This window comes from Actinophytocola sp., assembly GCF_049647105.1.
Classification (GTDB): domain Bacteria; phylum Actinomycetota; class Actinomycetes; order Mycobacteriales; family Pseudonocardiaceae; genus Actinophytocola.
Genome location: NZ_JBARWZ010000261.1, coordinates 1 through 19,885 on the forward strand (window position 1 = coordinate 1; position 19,885 = coordinate 19,885).

21 protein-coding genes are annotated in these 19,885 nt (G+C 64.2%); 9 read left to right on the top strand and 12 right to left on the bottom strand.

Annotated elements, in window-relative coordinates:
• Positions 1 to 47: 47 nt before the first annotated feature.
• The 5 genes from WBA97_RS31070 to WBA97_RS31090 form a co-directional block, all read right to left on the bottom strand.
• Positions 48 to 374 (bottom strand): trypsin-like serine protease, encoded by a 327-nt coding sequence (locus tag WBA97_RS31070; RefSeq protein ID WP_424234524.1) that lies wholly within the window; start codon positions 372 to 374, stop codon positions 48 to 50.
• A 39-nt stretch (positions 375 to 413) separates the two neighbouring features.
• Positions 414 to 638 (bottom strand): hypothetical protein, encoded by a 225-nt coding sequence (locus WBA97_RS31075; protein ID WP_424234525.1) that lies wholly within the window; start codon positions 636 to 638, stop codon positions 414 to 416.
• A 271-nt stretch (positions 639 to 909) separates the two neighbouring features.
• A complete protein-coding gene (locus WBA97_RS31080; RefSeq protein ID WP_424234526.1) occupies positions 910 to 1,527 on the bottom strand; it encodes a GNAT family N-acetyltransferase in 618 nt (205 codons plus the stop codon).
• Positions 1,528 to 1,575: 48 nt separating this feature from the next.
• Positions 1,576 to 3,081 carry an APC family permease gene (locus tag WBA97_RS31085; protein WP_424234527.1) on the bottom strand — a complete coding sequence of 502 codons (1,506 nt, stop codon included), beginning with the start codon at positions 3,079 to 3,081 and terminating at the stop codon, positions 1,576 to 1,578.
• 41 nt (positions 3,082 to 3,122) lie between these two features.
• On the bottom strand, positions 3,123 to 3,764 hold the full coding sequence (locus WBA97_RS31090; protein WP_424234528.1) for a GOLPH3/VPS74 family protein: 642 nt from the start codon (positions 3,762 to 3,764) through the stop codon (positions 3,123 to 3,125).
• A gap of 643 nt (positions 3,765 to 4,407) precedes the next feature.
• Here WBA97_RS31090 and WBA97_RS31095 point away from each other — a divergent pair.
• A complete protein-coding gene (locus WBA97_RS31095) occupies positions 4,408 to 4,989 on the top strand; it encodes a hypothetical protein (protein ID WP_424234529.1) in 582 nt (193 codons plus the stop codon).
• A 27-nt stretch (positions 4,990 to 5,016) separates the two neighbouring features.
• Positions 5,017 to 5,871 carry an SAM-dependent methyltransferase gene (locus WBA97_RS31100; protein ID WP_424234530.1) on the top strand — a complete coding sequence of 285 codons (855 nt, stop codon included), beginning with the start codon at positions 5,017 to 5,019 and terminating at the stop codon, positions 5,869 to 5,871.
• 170 nt (positions 5,872 to 6,041) lie between these two features.
• Here the strand turns inward: WBA97_RS31100 and WBA97_RS31105 are convergent, their stop codons facing one another.
• From WBA97_RS31105 to WBA97_RS31125, 5 genes are all read right to left on the bottom strand, one after another.
• Complete coding sequence (locus tag WBA97_RS31105) at positions 6,042 to 7,286, bottom strand: helix-turn-helix domain-containing protein (protein ID WP_424234531.1); 1,245 nt, start codon at positions 7,284 to 7,286, stop codon at positions 6,042 to 6,044.
• Between the two features lie 337 nt (positions 7,287 to 7,623).
• Entirely contained in the window at positions 7,624 to 8,289 is a 666-nt protein-coding gene (locus tag WBA97_RS31110) for an ATP-binding protein (protein WP_424234532.1), read from the bottom strand.
• A gap of 20 nt (positions 8,290 to 8,309) precedes the next feature.
• Complete coding sequence (locus tag WBA97_RS31115; RefSeq protein ID WP_424234533.1) at positions 8,310 to 8,435, bottom strand: hypothetical protein; 126 nt, start codon at positions 8,433 to 8,435, stop codon at positions 8,310 to 8,312.
• Positions 8,436 to 9,225: 790 nt separating this feature from the next.
• Positions 9,226 to 9,879 carry a bifunctional DNA primase/polymerase gene (locus tag WBA97_RS31120; protein WP_424234534.1) on the bottom strand — a complete coding sequence of 218 codons (654 nt, stop codon included), beginning with the start codon at positions 9,877 to 9,879 and terminating at the stop codon, positions 9,226 to 9,228.
• Positions 9,880 to 9,882: 3 nt separating this feature from the next.
• Positions 9,883 to 10,110 (bottom strand): hypothetical protein, encoded by a 228-nt coding sequence (locus tag WBA97_RS31125; RefSeq protein ID WP_424234535.1) that lies wholly within the window; start codon positions 10,108 to 10,110, stop codon positions 9,883 to 9,885.
• A gap of 296 nt (positions 10,111 to 10,406) precedes the next feature.
• Between WBA97_RS31125 and WBA97_RS31130 the strand changes: the two genes are divergently transcribed.
• From WBA97_RS31130 to WBA97_RS31160, 7 genes are all read left to right on the top strand, one after another.
• A complete protein-coding gene (locus tag WBA97_RS31130) occupies positions 10,407 to 11,786 on the top strand; it encodes a helix-turn-helix domain-containing protein (RefSeq protein ID WP_424234536.1) in 1,380 nt (459 codons plus the stop codon).
• Between the two features lie 491 nt (positions 11,787 to 12,277).
• Positions 12,278 to 13,459: a class I tRNA ligase family protein gene (locus WBA97_RS31135; protein WP_424234537.1), complete on the top strand. Its 1,182-nt coding sequence runs from the start codon at positions 12,278 to 12,280 to the stop codon at positions 13,457 to 13,459.
• A complete protein-coding gene (locus WBA97_RS31140) occupies positions 13,456 to 14,598 on the top strand; it encodes a sugar-transfer associated ATP-grasp domain-containing protein (protein WP_424234538.1) in 1,143 nt (380 codons plus the stop codon). The genes WBA97_RS31135 and WBA97_RS31140 overlap by 4 nt, the downstream gene beginning before the upstream one ends.
• 25 nt (positions 14,599 to 14,623) lie before the next feature.
• Entirely contained in the window at positions 14,624 to 15,556 is a 933-nt protein-coding gene (locus tag WBA97_RS31145; RefSeq protein WP_424234539.1) for a hypothetical protein, read from the top strand.
• A complete protein-coding gene (gene cysS / locus WBA97_RS31150) occupies positions 15,553 to 16,920 on the top strand; it encodes a cysteine--tRNA ligase (protein ID WP_424234540.1) in 1,368 nt (455 codons plus the stop codon). The genes WBA97_RS31145 and cysS overlap by 4 nt, the downstream gene beginning before the upstream one ends.
• A 138-nt stretch (positions 16,921 to 17,058) precedes the next feature.
• Positions 17,059 to 17,520: a 2OG-Fe(II) oxygenase gene (locus WBA97_RS31155; RefSeq protein WP_424234541.1), complete on the top strand. Its 462-nt coding sequence runs from the start codon at positions 17,059 to 17,061 to the stop codon at positions 17,518 to 17,520.
• Between the two features lie 217 nt (positions 17,521 to 17,737).
• Positions 17,738 to 17,965, top strand: a complete 228-nt coding sequence (locus WBA97_RS31160) for a hypothetical protein (protein ID WP_424234542.1) — start codon at positions 17,738 to 17,740, stop codon at positions 17,963 to 17,965.
• A 53-nt stretch (positions 17,966 to 18,018) separates the two neighbouring features.
• On the opposite strand, the gene WBA97_RS31165 is transcribed toward WBA97_RS31160, so the two are convergent.
• Entirely contained in the window at positions 18,019 to 19,545 is a 1,527-nt protein-coding gene (locus WBA97_RS31165) for a hypothetical protein (RefSeq protein WP_424234543.1), read from the bottom strand.
• Positions 19,542 to 19,880, bottom strand: coding sequence for a helix-turn-helix domain-containing protein (locus WBA97_RS31170; protein ID WP_424234544.1), 339 nt, complete (start codon positions 19,878 to 19,880; stop codon positions 19,542 to 19,544). Before WBA97_RS31170 ends, WBA97_RS31165 begins: the two co-directional genes overlap by 4 nt.
• Positions 19,881 to 19,885: the final 5 nt, after the last annotated feature.

Here is a 19,885-nt window from a genome sequence, read left to right on the forward strand (position 1 = left end):
TTCCCTGCCCCCGTTGGATTTCTTGGCAGGGAAACCAGCGACGGGGTTTATCGGATCGCGTGCGAGGGCGCGGGGTTGGCGGGTGCGCCGCAGACCACGTTGTAGAGCCAGGTGCGGTACGTGGGTGCGGAGGTGTACACCCCGGGAGTGGTGCCGCAGAAGAGGCCGCCGCCGCGTGAGACGACACCCACGAACTGCGGCACACCTTGGCGGGTGTAGCGGATGGCGGGTGGGCCGGAATCACCGCTGCACACACCGTCGGTGCAGTGTGGATTGTCGATGCAGATGTCCTGCAGGCTGCATCGCTCGTTGTCCGTCGGCGCGGCGGGCGCCTCGGGCCATCGCGTGTCCGCACGGCGGACCGCGGTACTCATCAGGAGCCCCCATCGGGCTGCTGATACCGCCGTGGTCGCTCAGATCCGGGCGTCGGCGAGGGCCTGGATCGCGGCCGCCAGCCGGTCCGTGGAGTCGGCCTGCTGCACGGTCGCGACGGTCTGCCGGTTCGCGGCCGCGACCTGCTCGGACGCGATTCTGTTGGCGTTGCGCCACTCCCGCAGCACCAGCAGAAAGACGGCGATGGCCAATACGACGATCACACCATGGGCGATCCAGTCGGGTGCCTGGTAGTAGCGGTACATAGTTTGGGTTGTCCTCACTGGATTAATCGGAGTCTTGTGCGACGCGTCGGGCTCGTTGTCCACAAGCGCCTGTGTGGTCGCTGATGCCGCCGTGATCTCGGGAGTGCCCATCCCTCCGCGGGCAGCAAGACCATGACGGTGCGGCCGGCGAAAACGCCAGTGTCCGTGCAGGGCGGTGATCAGGTCATGGTGCTGTGCGGGGTCAGGTCTGGCAATCAGCTTCGCTGATCGTCCACCCAAGGAACATCGTCCATTGCGGATGTCTGTTCCATCACCGGTCGGTCTCGCGCCACATCGGCCACATTGGTGCTCCGCTTGGGACGTGGAACGCCTCGCCGAGGCGGTGGTAGCCGTGGCGTTCGTACAGGCGCCGGGACTGTTCGCTGCTGGCTTCCAGGTACGCGTCGATGTGCTTCTGGTCGAGGAACGCGTGGTGCTGAGCCAACAGCGTGGTGCCCAGGCCGTGGTTCTGGCGGTCGGGACGGGTGGCGATCATGGCGAGGTGGTGGTGTGGATAGACGTGCGGGTGGTGGTCTGCGAACAGGCCGTCCAGAATTCGGAAGCGGTCGGCGTGGGACCCGCACGCGGCGTCGAGGCGACGGTCGTAGTCGGGCGGTGGGGGCGCAGGTGCGGTTTCGGACTGGTGGTGGATCCAGACCGCTGCTGCGGCCAGCTTGTCATCGTGGTCGTCGATGATGTGGATCTGGCCGTGGGTGAGCGCGTGCTCGACGACGATGCGGAAGTCGCTGGTAAGTACGGCGGCGCGCTGATCGGGGTCGGGGACAAGCCAGGCGGTGACGTCCAGGGTTGCGAAGGCGTGGCCGATCAGGGCGGCGACATTGTCCACGTCCGCGCTACGCGCGGTACGGATCTCGGGTGGTCGGTTCATGGGTGTCTTTCCGGGTTAGCGACGGGTGTGCGCTGGGCGGAGTCCGGGTCAGGCACGGTCGTCGAGTGCGGTGTCGCTCGCGGCGGTCTTCGCGCCGAGGCCGATCGCGTTGTAAACCTCAGGGCGGGAGGTGCGTAGGACGAGTCCCCAGCCGATCCCGAGTGCCGCGATGATCAGGTAGGTGATGGGGACGCCCCAGCGCAGCGGCGAGTCCTCCGGTACGCCGAGGAGGGTGGCGAAGTTGACCAGCGCGAGCACCGACACGAGCAGCATGGCGAAAGCGGCGAGGGTGGGAGCGATCGCGCGCCGCCAGAGAGTCTCGCCAGACGGTCGGCGGGCAAAGTAGACGAGCACGGCGACCGCTGTGGTGGCGATGAGCAGTAGGACCCCGAGGCCACCCGAGCTGCCGCCCCAGAAGAACAACTGCACGACGGGGTCCCACCCGGCCAGGGCGTAGGTGACGATGACGACGAACCCAATCCCGGTTTGCAGCAGCGAGCCGACCTTGGGTGAGCCGGTGCGGGGTGACGTGCGGCCGAGCACGGCGGGGAGAACACGTTCACGGCCGAGCGCGAACGCGTAGCGGGCGGTGGTGTTGTGGAAGCTGATCATGGCGGCGAGAACGCTCGTGACGAACAGTGTGTGTCCGATGTCAACAAGGGTGCTGCCCATGTGGGCGCCGGCGAGGTTGAAGACCAGCTCGGTGCCCTGCGTGCGGGAAGCGTCGACGATCTGGTCCGGTCCGGTCGCCACGCTCATTGCCCAGGAGCTGAGTGCGTACAGCCCTGCAGTCACCGCGACAGACAGGTAAATGGCGATCCGGACAGTGCGGTGAGGATCGCGTGCTTCCTCGCTGAACACCACGGCGCTCTCGAACCCGACGAAGCCAAGGACGGCGAGCCCGAACAAGGCACCCACTCCCGGACCGACCAGTGCGCCCAGGTCAACGAGCGGGGTGACGTCGATTGTGCCGCCAGCAGGGTTGGCGAGGTCCGCGAAGCTGTAGACGAGGATGACCGCGACCTCGGCGATCAACAGCACGGCGAGCACCTTGCCGTTCACATCGACGTCCTGCAACCCGAGGACTGCGACGATGGCCCAGGCGACGAGCGCGATTACCCACCAGGCAACGTCGACGCCGAACCACTGGCTCAGCAGCGGTGACGCGGCGGCACCCACGGCGCCGTATAGGCCCACCTGCAGCGCGTTGTAGGCGGCTAGCGCCACCCACGCCCCCGCGACGCCGACAGGGCGGCCGATCCCGCGCGAGATGTAGGCGTAGAACGCCCCGGCGTTGGCGACGTGTCGCGCCATGGCCACGTACCCCACGCAGAACAGCGCGAGCGCGACCCCGATGGCGAGGAACGCAACGGGGATGCCGGTCAGGCCGGTCGTGGCGTACCCGGTGGTCACCACGCCGGCGACGACGGTCAGTGGTGTGGCCGCCGAAAGCACGAAGATGACCACGGACGGCACCCCGAGCCGGTCGGCGGCTAACGCCTGCGAAATACCCGGGCGCCTGGTGGGCGAAGCAGGCGTTCTGACGTAAGACATCAACACACTCCGGTTCTGATTTCGGTCACAACGGAAACGGTTTACGTGCGGTGGCTGAGGACGGCGTCACCTATGGCGGCGTCGGTGTGCCCGATCAACTCGAGCAGGGATTCGCGGATGGGATGGCGCAGGCGGACAAGGTGGTGGTGCGCGTATCGGCGTGGATCACCAGGGACGTCGGCGAATGCGGCGGTAGCCAGCCCAGTCGCCGAGACAATCCCGGCCAGCGTGAGGTCTGGGACATCCATGATGGTGCGGCTTCGCATCACGGTGGCGAGCCGCGCCGCAGGCCACCCCGCGTCGTTCATGTCGCGCGGCACGTACGTCACTGTCGTGCGCATTAGGCGACGAACCTGTTGACGCTCGACCAGATCCGCGCGGGTCAGCCGCTGACCAACGTCGTCGTAGGCGTCGCGCGCGAGGTACCGCAGCCACTCCCGAGCGCGGGTCAGGTTCCGTTCCGCGGCGACCTCGTCCAATACCGCGTTCGCCAAGCGATCGGGCAGAGGACCGGTGTCCATGACATTGAGGTGCCCTCGCTCGATCCGCACCGCGCCGAACAGCACCAATTCGCCCAGCAGTGCGCTCGCCAGACCGAGTCCGACAGTACGTTCGCTGAGCAGGCAGCGTCCGCTGATCGTGTCGTGGGCGCAGAAGAAGTAGTCGTCAGCAAGCAGCGGCACCGCTCGTGTCCCCCACCAGACCGACCACCGACCATGCGCTGACAACAACGCGCCAGTTGGAGGCGGTCACTCGGCCCACCTGTTGACCGCCACCGAAGCGCGGCGTCGACTCCGATATCGGTTGTCCCACCGGCAGTCGCGTGGCTGCTCACGCAACGCTAAACCTGCCGCCGCGCGCTGCGTGATCAAGTCGCTCTCTGTCATCTGTCGGATGCTATGGGCGCACAACCGTTTGTTGTTTACTACCTGTAAACACACGGAAAGTAACCAGGGGTGGGCCTGTCACCGGGGCAATACACGCGGCCTCCACGGGCAGCCTCGGCCTCAGGACGGAATCCTTCACGACGTGACGAGGAATGCTGACCATGCGACGACCTGAACCGGAGCGGTCCGCGATCGGTACCCAGGTCCGCGCGATCAGGACACGTCGCGCCTCACCGTCGATGCTCTAGCTAGCCAGGTCGGGATTCACCAAGGACTACCTGTCCTTGCTGGAACGTGGGCACCGCACCTGTTTCAAAGCGCGAGTGCTTGAGGACTTGGCTTCGCTCTCGGCTGCGCGGTCGTCGACCTGACCGACCAGCCGTACCTGCCGGGCGATCGGGCCAGCGCCGAGGCCCTCACGACCCTGCCGCAGATCTCGGTGGTCCTCTACGAGGCGACCCTCGATGACGTCTCCGACGTGTCGGCGCGCCCGGTCAACCAGCTCGCCCGGTGGCGGCGACAGCCAACGAGCATGCCGCACACAGTCGATACTCTGAAGCCGGTCGAGAGCTGGGAAGGCTGCTCACCGAGCTGGATGTCCACGCCGTCGCCGGCCAGGGTGGTACCTAACGCACTGCCCTCGAAGCGCTGGTCGCGGCATGCTTTTGTTGGTCAGGCGCCGCCCGCGCCCGTTGTCCGTCGCGGTCGAACTCAGCGACGGCCCGCGCTGGCCGAGCAGGTCGATCGTCCTGAGCTAGATGACAGCCTTCCCACCAAGGACCGACGTGCTGCGCTGCACGTCGATCTCGCCCGCGCCTACGCCCAAGCCGACGTGGCCCATGACGCGGCGGCGTTGCGCCATCTCGACCTGGCGGATCGCATTGCCCCACAACGCGTCCGCCTCGACCCCACCGCCCGCGAAACTGTTCACGACCTCGACATGCGCAGCAGGCTCCGGACCTGGAAGCTCACCAGCCTCAAGAATCGCCTGGGCGTTGGTTTACACGTAGTAAACAACTAGGTCAGTTTTGCCCTTAACGTCACCCGTGTGACACGAAGTGACGGGAAACGGCAGGTCAACGGCTCGTTGAGCCCAATTGCCGACAAACTGCGACCGACTTGGGCTCCCGAAGACGTCGACATCGCGAGGCCGAGCGCGGCGCGGGTCTACGACTACTGGCTCGGTGGGTGCCACAACTTCGGCACCGACCGCGAGTTCGCCGAAGAAGTCGACAAGGTCATCCCGGCACGCGAGTTCGCGCGCGCGAATCGCGCGTTCCTGCGGCGAGTCGTCCGTTTTCTCGTGCGCGAAGCCGGCGTCCGGCAGTTCCTGGATCTGGGCTCCGGCCTGCCCACCGTGGGCAATGTGCACGAGATCGCGCAGGGGCTGGAGCCCGACAGTACGGTCCTGTACGTCGACTTCGAGCCCGTGGCGGTCACGCACAACCGGCTCGTCCTCGAAGACACCCCGCGCGCCGAGGCGATCTGGGCTGATCTCCGCGATCCCGATGCCGTGCTCCAGCATCCGGATACCCGGCAGTTGATCGACTTTACCCAGCCTGTCGCCGTGCTCCTGTGCGCGGTTCTGCACTTCGTCGGCGACGAGGATGTCCCGTCACGGATCGTCGCGAACTACCGCGATGCGCTGTGCCCTGGCAGCTACGTCGCCATCTCCCATGCCACCGCCGACGATTACCCCGATGACCTCGCGAAAGCCGTCGAGATGTACCAAACCACGGCTACCCCGGCCACCCTCCGCCGCCGCGACGAGATCACAGGCCTGTTCGACGGACTCGCGCTCGTGTCACCCGGTGTCGTGTTCACACCCCAGTGGCATCCGGAAGGCCCCAGTGGAGCTGATCCGCGGCGATCACTCTGCTACGGAGGACTGGCAGTCCTTTAGGCGCCGGTGCTCGACTGCTCCCCGGCCCGCTCGCTGTCGTCGACGACACGATGGCGAGCCACCCAGTCGGCCACTGCGTCCCAGCGACCCCCAGCTGGGCGTACGCCGACGACCACGATGGCGGGACGGCGGCGTCTGCCGCCGCGATGCCCCGTCCCGCCATCGTGCGCTTACCGGGAGGACAGACCGAAGCGGTTGAGCAGGCTGTCGAGTTCCCACATGGTGGTCCGGGCACGTCCGTTCAACTCGAGAGCGAGTCCGCGTGCGATCGGGTCATGTCGCAGCCTCTGGGGCGCGGTCCGTTCGGCGAGGTCGAGGTGACGCACGGCTTCGATATCGCGAGGACCACCATCTTGGGCCAGGGCTCGCGCCAAGTCGTAGTGCCACGCGGCGGTGCGATTCGCGCTGTCGAAGACCTCCAGGTTGATCGGTGCCCTTCGCGCCGCTTCCGCCGCGGTCGGGCCCTCGCCCAGTTCGACACCGATGGACAATGTCCACGCGCCGACGTTGGCTGGGCCGAAGTGCTGCATCAGGCCGTTCCGTTCACCGGTCTTGTCGGCGATCGTTCTGGCTTCCGCCAGGTGGGTACGGGCCGCCTCGGTGCGATGCGAGCGCGCGGCCTCCAAAGCGGAGGTGAGGTGCAGCAGGCCGAGAACCTGGGCCGGCATTGTCTTGTCCGCTGTCGGATCAGCAAGGTCCGACAGTTGGTCGACGGCAGTCGCCAATGTCGCGCCGGCACGCCGTCGGACACCGAGCCGCATGAGACTGAGCGAGTAATACCACCGCGCAAACCCGAGGAGCGCGGGATCGCCGAGGCGACGTGCGGCATCGAGCCCGCGTCGGGCGGCCTCCACGGCGAGTTGCGGATGTCCGAGGTTCTTCGTGATCTCGTAGGCGACCAGGCACGCTTCCACGATCCCGGCGAGTGCGACACGCTGTTGTGCTTCGTCAGCGGTCGCGGCAGTGATCTGCAGCTCGACCAGCACCTGGCCCAGCTCGCGGCCCGCGATCTCGTATCGCGTGCGGTCGCGATGGAGGTTTGCTTCCCGCACGGCTTCGATCAGCTCGGCTACAGGTCGCGCAGGTTGGTCTGGCACGTCATCCAGGTCGCTATCCATCAACGCGAGCTGGATCGGTGGGATCGTGGTCAGTGCGGTTGCGGACGGGCCATCGGCGGGTACGTACGGCTCACCGGTCAGGTCGACTACCGAGCAGCCGAGTGCGGAGGCGATGTCGTCGAGCAGCCCCCGTCGGGTCACGCTACGGCGACCGTTCTCGATCAGCGACAGATATCCCTTGGTGATCCCCGCGAGGCCCGCAGCGGTCTCGATGGTCAGTCCGCGACGCTTGCGGATCCTCCGGATCCGGTTGCCGATCGCGTCATCAGGGACAGAAATCGTCTCACGTGGCGCCACGACTTGCCTCTTGGTTCCTTTACCCGGTTGCCGCTGTTGAGTAGGTGCCAGTCCAGGGTACCGAGTGCCACCGCGCTACAGTACGCATGTCGCAGATCACAACCCGTTAGTCGTCGCCTTACGTGCATCTCTGTATGCAACGCCGTTCGCCTCGCCCTGGATCGATCCCTGAAATGCGCACGGCCGCAGGATCGCATTCAGTCATGTTCGTCGTCCTGATGCGATCCGGCGGTGGGCTGCCGATGGCAATGCGGGGGACTGCACCGACGCGTCCCAGTGCATGACGTCGTAGCGGTTCCGCACTGTGTTCAACAGTTCGACCGTGACCACCAGATCGTTATCCATGTTCATCACTTCCTTCGCTGCTTGTATCTCTCGTCCGGCCTTGTGGCTCGGTCTCACCGCCAAGTCGGCGCAATCCGTTCAACACGGCGCGCAGGACTTCGGGGTCCCGCATCACGGCCGCTGGCCGTTCCCCCGGAGTGCGGGGCGTGGATCTACGCACTCTTGGCAAGGAAACTGTTTCCGCATCCGGTTCATTCGGTGCGGCAAGAAATGCGGCCCAGACCACGCGATGTCCGGGCGTCGGGAAGTCGAATCCCCAGTCACGGCTCGCAGCTAGCGCGTCAGACCGTGACAAGTCGTCCAGGAGGGGTTCAGGCCCGCCATCCCACACCTCGATGACGAGCTGTTCAGAAAGCAGCCGCACTCGAACCTTGATGAGACTTAGGTCTTCGACCACCTCGCCGTACATCGGTTGGGGATCGCTGACACCGGTCGTCTTCACCGCATGATGAACGAGTTCCGCGGTTGCCTCCTCGACCGCGGCCAGTACTCGTCGGTCGACATTCCAATCGAGAAGGGAGTGCTGAACGAGAAGTCGCGCACTGGTCACGGCGCTCGGCACGGCCGCGAGTGTCAACCTGCTGACGCGCTGCGATTCGCCCGGTTGGGGTCCATGCATTGTTGACGCAATGTTTCTCTCAGCGACCGTCGCGGCCATATCGACTCCTTGACGTACAGCTACGGCACGCGGGCGGCCAGCTGAACAGGGTGCTTGAGAAACGTGATGACCGCAGTGACGCCATTTTCAAGAGCATCAAGGACATCACTGACCGCAGCGGCCGCGTCGCCAAGCCGCATGATCAAGAAGAACAGGGGATGCGGCCGAGGCCAGTCCAATGGCCTTCCGACCTTTTCATCATTTCTCCCCGAGATTTTCGACAGCGCCGAGTATCAGGCGCTGCACCGCACCCAACGCGGGCAACGTAAACGTCGGTTCTGGTAGACGACGCCACCGAACCCGCCCACGGTCCGTCCACGTCGGAGGCAAGGGCAGCCAACAGCGGTAGGTCAACCAGCGACATCCCGCCGCGTAGAACGCTCTATCGGCCGAGCCGCCCGTGGCGACCAGCATGATCCGGTCGCCTCCCGGGACCGCGATCACGGGGCCGTCCAGGGGTGAATGTGGCGCCCCCAGCGCCCGCGTCTGTTCGGCGACCTCGTCGGGAAGAACCACGGCGTCTACACCCTGCCCACACACCAGAAGCGGGCTGTACGGCCTGTCCCCCCATCGCGTTTCCACCTCGGCCGAGGTCCGTAGTGGATAGCGATACCAGTCCGTGTCCACCGGACTCAGCTGGTTCACATTTGCGGCACCGGCCCAACCCGACGAGCCTCGCCACGTGCCGGGCGTCACGGGCCATCCCGATGACACCGCGTGCAACGCAGCTTCCAACGGCGTCTCCGCGGACAGGGGAAGCATGCCCCGCACCTCACCGGCCCCTCTGACCGATCCGCGGTTCATCCTTGCTCCGCCTCTCGTGAATCCCCGAAACCGTCGCCTTGTAGGGACACCTGGGGTGCCGACGGTCGGTCGAACCGGTGCAGAATCAGCCGTGCTACCACCACAAGACCGACAACAGTGGCCACAATCCACTCAGTCCACATCGGACGCTTCCCCCGCCGGGTTCGCCCCAGACTTGCTCGTGGCCCCCGGCGCAGCGAGCCCGTCGATGAGCGACTCCTGCACGCGCTGAGGATCGGGCAGCGTCCACGAACACTCCGTCGGGTGCACAATCCACCGGTAGGCTGCCCCAGCACGCGCAGTCGGCGGCACCGGAACCCACTCACCCCGGGCGCGTAGGCGGGCGTCGGCAGCCAACTCGTCCCTCAGTTCCCCGCCGGGCCTCACCAGAACGAGCCATCTGCCGAACGGGGTTCCGACAATCGGCCCCAGGTCGCCGCGCTCGGCGAGCCGTGCCCACGAACGACGCCCGTGATCCGCGCTGACCTCGATGACATCAACGGCGGTTCCGCACGCCACCAGAACCGAGTACGGACGACGGGTCCACCAGGCCAACGCGACAGCGGTATCGGTCGTCGACGCCATCGCCCACATCGCGGCGGCAGGCTCCAAACCGATCGCGCCGGGTTTGCCGTACCACGTCGTATCGCCGTCCAACTGGTAAGTGCCGGGAAGAACCGGCCAGCCGTGCGACGCGCAGTCAGCCGCCGCATCGCGGAACTCGGTCCACCGGAGCCCCGGCATGGGGTGCATCAACCGCACCGAGCGATCCCGTTCAATCATCATCTCTCACCATCCGTCGATCAGCCGACAGGCCAACCGAACCTGGCCACACGGCCAGCTCTCACCGCACTGGCAGCACCGGTACATCCGCCCATCCGGCACATGCAGCCGCAGGGCCAGGCGCACGAGCCCGTACAGCCGCTCCGGCACCGGCATCGCAAACTGCGGGCGCTCGACCAGCTCTGCGTCGCGCCGGAGTGGAATGACGTCAGCCAAGTCCGTCACCGCTGCCACCTGCTCTCGTGATGGGCTAGTTGGAGGCGCCCGACACCGAGGAAACCTCGGCCCAACCGGTTCACAGGCCTTGGGGCCGTGGACTGGAATCACTCGGTGTCGAGCACCGCTACTGAGCGTGGCCGACCGGGTGCGCCAGCGGAACGGAGACGAGCCAGGAGGTCAGGACCTGCCGGTAACACCGCCACCTGCCAGGAGACAACCCGGAGGCTTAGGCGGAGGTTTCGCCGAGATCAACATCCTTCCCGGCGCCGATGTCTTACTCTGTGAGATGGAGTCCTTGCGGAGGGAACAAGGTGTTCAGCGAGCCGAACGAACTGCTCAAGGCTGCACGGGATGCGGCTGGGATGACGCAGGCCGAGGTGGCGGAACGTGCGAACGCCCAGGTCGAGGCTGCTACGAGCAAGCCCGGAGCGATGGACGCCGACTATGTCGGCAAGCTCGAGCGAGGCATCCATCGGTGGCCCAACAGGGACTATCGACGCGCACTTCGCGAGGTGCTCCACGCAGCTTCGGATGCGGATCTGGGTTTCTTCAACCCCCGCTCGCGCACAGTTACCGTGGTGCGTAGCCCCCAACCAGAGAGCGGAGGGGACGACGTGGAACGCAAAACCTTCCTGCGAGTACTCGCCGGTTCCGTTGCCGGCATGGTCCTGAGTGACCCGCTCAGCGAGTTCACCGCCAGAGCGGCCTCGGCCAACGCGGGTCGGCGCATCGGCGGCATCGAGGTACAACAGATCCAGCAAATGGCGCGCATGTTCGCGAATCAGGATCACCTCTACGGCGGCGGGCTGTCAGCCCAGGGCGTGCTCACCCAGCTGTCAACAGCGTCCGAGCTGCTTGAGGGTCGCTTTGCGAGCGAGACAGTGCGCCAGCAACTCTTCTCCGCCGTCGCCGACCTCGCAGATACCGCCGGGGGCATGTGCTTTGACGCGGGCACCCACCAACACGCGGAACGCTGCTTCAGGTTCTCTGTCGGCTGCGCGACCGAAGCCGGCGACTGGTCACTCCGAGCGAAGGCCCTGTCCGGACTCGCCAACCTCTCCGTCCACCGAAGCCAACAGGACGACGCACTCCGTGATGACGCCCTGCGCAAGACTCGAGAGGACGAAGCCCTGAGCTTTGCAGAGATGGCGCTGGTGCGAGCGGATCGACTGACCCCGGTGGCTCGGTCGGTCATGCACACCCGCCACGCCCGGGCACTGGGTATCGCCCAACCGGGACGCGAGGCGGATTGCTTTGCAGCCCTGGATACAGCGGCCCGGAGCTTCACGCAGCGTAATGGCGACGAACCGGCCTGGATCGCCTACTACGACGAGCCGCACCTCGCCCGGGATAGCGGTCGAGCGCTCCTAGGCCTCGCTCTGAACGGAGGCAGCTACTCCCAGGCCAAGGATCATCTTGCAGCGGCAGTTTCTCGGTTTCCGAGTGGCTACACCCGGGGCAAAGTGCTCGCCATGGCCAACCTCGCGACCCTGACCATGGCCCGCGACGACCCGATGCATGCGATTGCGCTTGGCAGTGAAGCAGTCGCCGCGGCAAGTTCGGTTCGTTCTGACCGAGTCCTCGATGCACTCCGGCAACTACGCAACGCCGGTCGGCAGTACGGCCGCGTCCCGCCAGTCCGCGAGCTCAACCAGCGAGTGGACGCGCTGTTGAGGGTCACAGCGGTATGACGTGGGTCCGCTCGACTCCGACCGTTGGGGACTCGGCCGAAGGATTCCGGTCGCGGCCCCATTACATCTGCGCCAATCGGTCTTCGCGGCCTGCGTCGACCGAGCTGACTACGCGGACGCCCACATCGACGACGCCCGCGAGATCGTGGAACGCGGAGTGCCCGTATCCCCGTACGTCGGCGCTCTCGCCACCCACAGCAACGCAGACATCCACTCGGTGGCCGTACCGGTGGGAAGGTCGGATGCCACAACCGCCGTAGCGTGAGCGGAATCCGTTCGACTTGACGACGAGGCGGAAGCCTCGCGCGCCGGACGCCACGACATCGACTTTGGCCAAGGCCTGGATGCTGCACGTCGAACGACTCAGTCGCGACTCTCGTGAACCGCTTCCTAGCACTCGACATCGTCGTGGTCACAGCGACTCGCTATGACATGATCGAAGCAGCTGAACAGCACTTTCACATGATCAACATGGGGTAGGGACGCCGCACGTGAAGCTATTTGACACCGCCACCCAGGACACGACGACGCTGTCAGTCGGCAGCGAGGCCCTGATCTACGTCTGCGGCATCACTCCATACGACTCGGCACATCTGGGCCATGCGTTCACCTTTCTGACCTATGACCTACTTCTACGCCGTCTTGAAGACACCGGCACCCGAGTCCGCCTAGTCCGAAACATAACCGACGTTGACGAACCTATGTACGTCAAGGCGGCGCAGCTGGGTGTCCACTACCTGGAATTGGCCCGAATCGAGTCAGCCGAGTTTAGTCGCAGCATGCGAGCACTCAACCTGGTCGACCCAGACGTGGAGCCACGCCCGAGTGAGCACATGGATGTCATCATTGATTCCGTTCGCCAGTTAAAACAGGGCGGCCATACGTATGAGATCGATGGCGATATCTACTTCGACATATCCACGTTCCCTGACTTCGGTGAGATCAGTGGATACAGCGAACGGCTCATGCACGGATTTACCACCCTTCGCGGAGGCGACCCAGAACGTATGGGCAAGCGTCAGCCTCTGGATTTCCTACTCTGGAAGAGCATCAAGGACGAGAGCGACCCTGCCCGGTGGGAGACGACGCTAGGACCTGGTCGGCCAGGATGGCATATCGAGTGTTCCGCGATGTCGTTCGCGCATCTCGGACCCACGATCGATGTGCACGGCGGCGGATTCGACTTGATCTTCCCGCATCACGAGTGTGAGAACGCTCAAAGCCGCACCCTCCGCAAGGATGTTCCGTTTGTTCGCCACTGGATGCACACAGCTCCGCTGGGCCTAGGTGGCGAGAAGATGTCCAAATCTCTGGGCAACCTGGTTTTCGTCCGTGACTTGGTGAAAGAAACTGACCCCGCCGCAATCCGACTCGCGTTGATGAACTACCACTACCGCATCGGTGGCGAGTGGAAGTCCGATCTACTGCAATCATCCGTTCAAACGGTTGAAAGGATCAAGTACGCGCTCAATCAGCCAACCGGCGGGGACGTGCGTCAACATCTGGCGCGCATCCGAGCAGCTCTGGACAACGACTTGGACGCTCCCAGCGCCGCCCGCGCCTTGACTGAGATGGTCGACGCTGCGGTCAATGGCAGTTCATCCGTCGCCGCCGACACGATTAAGGAAGCCTTGAATCTGCTAGGTCTAAAAATCGAGGTCGCTACTTCGTGAAGTTCAACAAACGAATTAACGAGTTGGGCGAATGGTTTCGCCGGATAGCCGTTCCGCGCATTACCGCACCCTACTGGGTTGCGCATCAAGTGAAGAATAGCGTCACAACGTATATCCCGTCGCTGGCAGCCGAGTCCAAGCGAAAGCCAGTGCGGACGATGCTCACCGAGATGACAGCGGCGACCATTAGATGGCGGTGCCTGCCGTTCCACTACCTGCGTTATGAGCTGTATACGACCGATGTCGGTATCGATGAGGTGCTGTCGTATGTTCCAGACACCATCTTCTATAGTCGAATACTCCCAAATGTCAACGCGGGGACGGTGCTCCTTGATGACAAAGTCACCTGCAAGCGAATCCTCTCTGCGGCCAACGTGGAGCAGCCGTCGCTCATCGCCGTCGGCGAGGGAAGCGCCTGCTGGTCCGCCAGCGGGGAGCTGATTCCTACAGGTCGGCTCGACGCCGTGGCGTCAACCGAGAAGGTAGTCATCAAGCCAGCCAGAAATACCGCTGGAGGTGATGGCGTTCAGGTGCTGCGCCTCGTTGGCGGCAGATTGTCAAATCTCGACGGTAGGACTTTCGATCTCGACAAGTACATCCGCGAATGGAACGCCTGGCTAATCGAGTCCTATGTTCAGCAGGACGATGAGTTGGCCGTACTTAACCCACATTCGCTCAACACGCTCCGAGTGATTACCGTATTCGGGCAACCAGTCTTCTGCATCCTGAAAAGCGGAACCGGCGATGGCCCGATAGATAACGCCTGCGGTGGAGGGCTGTATGTGCGAGTAGATCCGGAAACCGGACAGCTAGACCCGGTTGCGCGCACGACGAGCATGCGCCGATATACGACACATCCCGTCACCGGAATCTCGTTCAGAGACCTGCGGATCACGTGTATCAGGGCAGTTCTGGAACTGTCTGTCCGAGCAGCCGGACTGTTTCCGCAGACTCCCGTCATTGGGTGGGACATCGCCGTAGCTGATGGTGCTCCTATGATCATCGAAGGGAACTCGAGTCCGAGCCTGCTGAATATTCAGCGGACACACGGTGGCTTGGATGACACACTCGGTACCGGCTTGATGCGTCGACCAGTGAACTCATGGGGGCAACATGCTTACACCCAGCCCGGACAATGAGATGCTTACGCAAGCCAGGGAGATAATGGCGCCGATCGTGGCAGGCATGGTCGATCAAGATGAGGTCGAGGCCGTTTGCATCTTATCTTCCAGCGCAGTGAACGGCCAGGTTCAAACGCCCTTCGACGAAGAGTCGGATTTTGACATCGCTGTTGTGCTAGACATCCCGCTGGAACCATCTCAATGGCACCCCAGGCCTCGTGATACGTACGCGTTGATTGTTGACAAGATTCCAAACTGGGTTCCCCCGTTCCTTTTCTACGTCGATGTTCCATGGGGTCGCATGGAAGTCAACGTCAACCAACTCATCTATCAGTACGAGTTGGATACGCGGACAACATGGAATGGAGAGAAGTGCGAAGTATATACACGTAAAGCTGAGGTCGTATTTGACCGAAACGGGGCATTCGCCAAGCTTGTTGGAAATAAGGTTAGCCGTACACGCGAAGCCCTCTTGATTGAACGTCAAAGACTTGCGAATAGAATCACCTGGGATATTCGTGAGATGTCATTGCGTCAGGCTAAACGGTGCGGCCCGACAGTAGGTCATCACGTCCTCAACCTGGCGATCGAGGAAGTGATCGATCTGGTATTCCTGGCGAGAGGCCGTTTCATTCCTAACCGAAAGTGGAAGCTTCAGCAACTCGCCGAGATCGTCGACTCCGAAGCGCTCAAGCGCATACACGAGGCACTTCGTACCGATTTGTCGCAGAGTGACCTGGTGCGTCGTGTTGAGGAGTTGGAGCGGTTTTGTGACTCGGTCGGTCTGGTGTATGACGGTCCCGCCGCCGCAGATGCGCGGTCCGATTATCAGGCCTTGATCCAGCTGCGACCGGCGCCCACCTGGCGTGACATTGAGACCTTCGGGGCGCGCTCACACGAGCGCATGCCACCATCGATCCCAGCACCACGCACTCTTGACCAGTTGTCCTGGATAACGCAGAGGAACCCGACATGATCATCTACAACACGCTGACCAGGCGAAAAGAACAGTTCATCCCGATGGAGCCTGGCAAGGTGCGGATGTTCGTGTGTGGGCCAACCGTCTACGACCTCAGCCACGTCGGTCACGCCAAGACCTACACCCAGTTCGACCTGGTCGCCCGCTACCTACGGGCACGCGGTTACCAGGTGACCTACGCGCAAAACCTGACAGACATTGACGACAAGATCATCCGACGCGCAGCTGAGCTGGGCATCCCGCCACAGCAACTCGCGAAGGAGTACGAGCAGGCGTACCTAGAGGACATGGCCGCGCTACACAACACCAGTGTGGATACCCACGAGCGCGCACTCGACCACATCGACGACATCGTCGCCCAGGTGCAGGCCCTGAACGACCGCGGGCACGCCTACCAACTCGACGACGGCTGGTACTTCGACCTCACCACATTTCCCGACTACGGCAAGCTGTCGGGCCGCACTGACACCCGCCCCGAGGATGCCCTGTCCCGGGTCGACGAGAACGACCATAAGCGCAACCCCGGCGACTTCGCCCTCTGGAAGGCCCGCAAGCCCGGCGAACCATACTGGGACACCCCACTTGGTCCAGGGCGTCCTGGCTGGCACATCGAGGACACCGCGATCACTGAAGCGCTGTTCGGTCCGCAGTACGACCTGCATGGGGGTGCGGTCGATTTGATCTTCCCGCATCATGAGGCCGAGATCGCGCAGATGGAGTCCGCTTCGGGACGGGCACCACTCGTCCGCTGCTGGATGCACACAGGATTCCTGCGGGTCGGCGGCGACAAGATGGCCAAGAGCGCGGGCAACTTCACCACCATCCGCGACGCGCTGGCCAAGACCGACTACCGCACCCTCCGCTACGCCTTCCTGTCCCAGCACTACCGGTCGTCCATGGAACTCGATGAGAGCACGCTGGACCAGGCACGGGGTGCCCGTCGGCGCGTGGAGAACTTCTGGCGCCTCATCGACGCCGACCATGACGACCAGGCCACGCGAGATCTGACCGAGCGTGCCCGTGACAGGTTCTACGCGCGGCTGGACGATGATTTCGACACCCCCGCGGCACTTGCCGCTCTGTTTGACTATATCCGTGAGCACAATCGCAGCGGCCAGCAACCCGGCCGGGTCGCTGGCAACTTCCTCAACGAGGTCGATGCCCTGTTCGACACCTTCGATTTCGCTCCAGACGAGACCAGCGTGGAGGACGCCACCATCGAGGAACGCTTGGCCGAGCGTCGCAGATTTCGCGGCGAGAAGAAGTTCGCTGAAGCAGACGCGATCAGGAACGACCTGAAAGCACGTGGCATCACGATTGAGGACACCGCTGCAGGAACCCGCTGGTGGCGGGAAGGCTGACTCCCTACCCCCGGAATGCAACAAATGCTATCCACAATTGAACCACTAATCATTGAGCGAGTCATTGACTCGGACCTATGTCAGGAACTGCTTCACAGCTTCGCCGCTCAAGCCTCCGTTCCACGCAGCTATCAAGGCGTGATCGATCACGACGTCCGCAACTGCGATTACGTCAAGGTGCCAGAGCCCCTCGCGGAAACCGTAGATGCCAGCATAGTCGGACATATGGAGCGATATTACAATACCGCCACCCGTCCGATTCCTGGTCAACCGACGCTAATCTACCGATATATGAAAGGGGTAGGCTTCGACGTCCATCATGACGAGGTGACCGACATCGAAGTCTGTCGGGCGCAACAAAGCGGACAACCAGTAATCGGTGGGAACGTTACTGCACTGCTGTTCCTTAACGACCCTGATAAATACGTGGGTGGCGAACTGTACTTCGAACACCCGGTAGAACTCGAAGTGCGCCCGCCGTCAGGAACGTTGGTCTCCTTCCCCGCGACCAGGGACTATCTCCACGGCGTTCGTCCGATTCGAGCCGGGGAGAGATATTCGCTGCTCGTGCGGTACACGGCTGATCTGCGCAGTCGCTGACCTGCCGCCCGTGCCGCCAAGGGCACGCGGCGACCGCGTCTGCCCTTGGCCGGCGAGCACGGGTCGCTCGTGAAGTTTCCAGGGCTCTTGTTCACGGCGGTGAGGCATGGGATGTTCGGATATTCCAGCGTAAGCGAGGTCGGACGTATTCCGGTGCACGGTGGGGTTCCGGTGCGTTCGGCGATTAGGAGAACAGTGATCAGCGAGCACGCCTCCCGTGTGCGAGCAGGCGCATGCGGATCGCGGATTGACAATCCTCGGCGACGGTGTTCCGGACTGCCCGTTCCCCATGCTCTCGGTCGATCTCCTCGCCCGAGAGTGCGCACCCGTACTCGAGCAGCGCCAACGCAAGGACCGCCATCTACCACGCCAAGTCGTTACAACCTTCAGCCACGGCGACGCCCACAAGATCACCTTCGGCCTCAACGCCGACGGCACGTCCTGACAAGCCTCCTCGACCACGCTGAGCAGATAGTTGGTGACGGGCTGGTGTGGTCCTCACGCCGGGCGGAAGTGGGAGGAGTCCGGGTTGACGCCGGCCAGCCATCGTTGCAGCGCCTGGCGTTCGTCGGGGCCGCGATCCAGGTTGTTCCCCGTGACGTAGAGCGTGTGGACGTCCCCGCCCCGACTGTCGTCGTACCGGAGTTCACGAGCGGCGGCCATGACTCCGTAGCTGCGGATGTCGACGCTGGACATCCGGCCGGCGCGACCGAAGGCCAGCGCGGGCTCGAGATCGGCGAAGAACACCCAGCACGGATTGATGCGGCCCCCGAGGTGGACCGCGTAGCCATGGTCGATGCGGTGGCTTCGGAGGATCTTGCGGCTTGTCGGGTCCTTGACTCGGGCGACACGGCGTTCGGCGGAGCGTTCCAGGCTGGTCAGTCGTTCGTCGCGTGCAGGCAGTACCCCGGCGTCGACCAGGACCGCCCGAAGGTGCGCCACCGCTGTGGCGGGCGTCAGTTCGTCCAGTTGCGTGTGCGTCACAGGGCCGGAAGCGGCGGCGAAACCTGCGAGCATGTTCTGTGTGCGCCTGCGGGCGGTCCAGTTGAGCCCGGTCGCTGGGTCGGTGGCGGCCAGGGCCGCCGCGACCGGTTCGATGTCAGGGCGAACGGTGCCGTTGGGGCCGGTGAGGAGTCTGCGAATTTCTTCCGGCCAGGCGCAGGCAACACAGATTCCGAGGCGGTGCTGCGATCCCATGGCACCGCAACGGTCACAGGCGAGTCGGGTCGCGGTGTCGTGCTTGTGGCAGGTCTGGCACAGGCCACTGCTGCGCAGCGGCCGAACGCGGCGGCATCCCGCGCAGTTGCCTCGTGATCCGCATTCTTTGCACAGTGGCTTGCCGTCAGGGGCGCGGCGGTTGACCACGCGGCTGTGTCCGCATGCCGAGCAGGGTTCTGCGCGCAGTTTGTCGGCGCAGTTCTTGCACGGCGGGGCCGCGGTGTCGGCCTGCAGGCACGGCTTGACGCGTCCGCACGATGAGCAGGTGGCGGTCGGCGGCTGGGAACAGTTCTTGCAGAGGACCATGTCGCCGTCGCGGCGGGCGGGGAGGGTGAGCCGGCCGCAGCCGCTGCATTTTTCGTGGAGCGATGGTTCGACTCGGGCGCACCTGCTGCACAGCGACTCGCCGCCGTCGGTGCGCCGGACCATGGTGGTGACCTGTGCGCAACGGGCGCAGGGCTTGGCGTGAACCTGCTTCCAGCAGCTCTTGCAGCAGCGCAGCCCGTCTCGGCCGTGGGAAAGGCGAACGACGCGGTCGCAGAACGGGCAGGGCGGGGCGACGATGCCATCGACGCCGCGCGTGCGCAGTTCCGCGATGAGCGCGACGATGGTCGCCGAGCCCTGCGCTCCGGCGCCGGTGAGCAGGTCCGGCCGGTCGACCAGCCGATCGGCTACCTTGCTGCGGTTTCGTTGGTAGGGAACGACTTTGCGGATGAGCGCAGCAAGGTGGTCCTGGTCGGCGGTGGGGTCGATCCTGGCGACGAGCGCGGCGATGACCTGCTCGGGGGCGGCTGTCGCGTGCGTCATGAATCGGTGACCCTCGCTCGTTTGGGCCGCAGACCTCCAAGGCCGCTGTTCGGCTCGGAGCCGGGGTCGGCGTTGCCTCCGACGGCTTTGGCGCGGCGTGTGGTGGCGGTTGGCACGATCAGTTCGTCCATCCGGCAGTCCAGGATGTCCATCAGCGCGACCAGAACCTTCAAGCTCAACCGTTCGGGCTTTTCGGTGACCAGCCGCCAGATCTGGGTCGGTGACAACGTGATGCCGCGTTCTGCCAGGTGCGGCCGGATGTCGGTGGTGTTGAACATGCCGCGGGCGGCCATGATCTCCCGCAGGTTCCAGGTGTAGTCGAGCTTGGCGGTCACGCCGC

Bases quoted from the DNA above. Each gene is read 5' to 3' on its own strand.
- WBA97_RS31085 (WP_424234527.1), bottom strand. From the start codon at position 3,081: ATGTCTTACGTCAGAACGCCTGCTTCGCCCACCAGGCGCCCGGGTATT.
- WBA97_RS31165 (WP_424234543.1), bottom strand. From the start codon at position 19,545: ATGACGCACGCGACAGCCGCCCCCGAGCAGGTCATCGCCGCGCTCGTC.
- WBA97_RS31080 (WP_424234526.1), bottom strand. From the start codon at position 1,527: ATGAACCGACCACCCGAGATCCGTACCGCGCGTAGCGCGGACGTGGAC.
- WBA97_RS31120 (WP_424234534.1), bottom strand. From the start codon at position 9,879: ATGATGATTGAACGGGATCGCTCGGTGCGGTTGATGCACCCCATGCCG.
- cysS (WP_424234540.1), top strand. From the start codon at position 15,553: ATGATCATCTACAACACGCTGACCAGGCGAAAAGAACAGTTCATCCCG.
- WBA97_RS31145 (WP_424234539.1), top strand. From the start codon at position 14,624: ATGGCGCCGATCGTGGCAGGCATGGTCGATCAAGATGAGGTCGAGGCC.
- WBA97_RS31075 (WP_424234525.1), bottom strand. From the start codon at position 638: ATGTACCGCTACTACCAGGCACCCGACTGGATCGCCCATGGTGTGATC.
- WBA97_RS31070 (WP_424234524.1), bottom strand. From the start codon at position 374: ATGAGTACCGCGGTCCGCCGTGCGGACACGCGATGGCCCGAGGCGCCC.
- WBA97_RS31110 (WP_424234532.1), bottom strand. From the start codon at position 8,289: ATGGCCGCGACGGTCGCTGAGAGAAACATTGCGTCAACAATGCATGGA.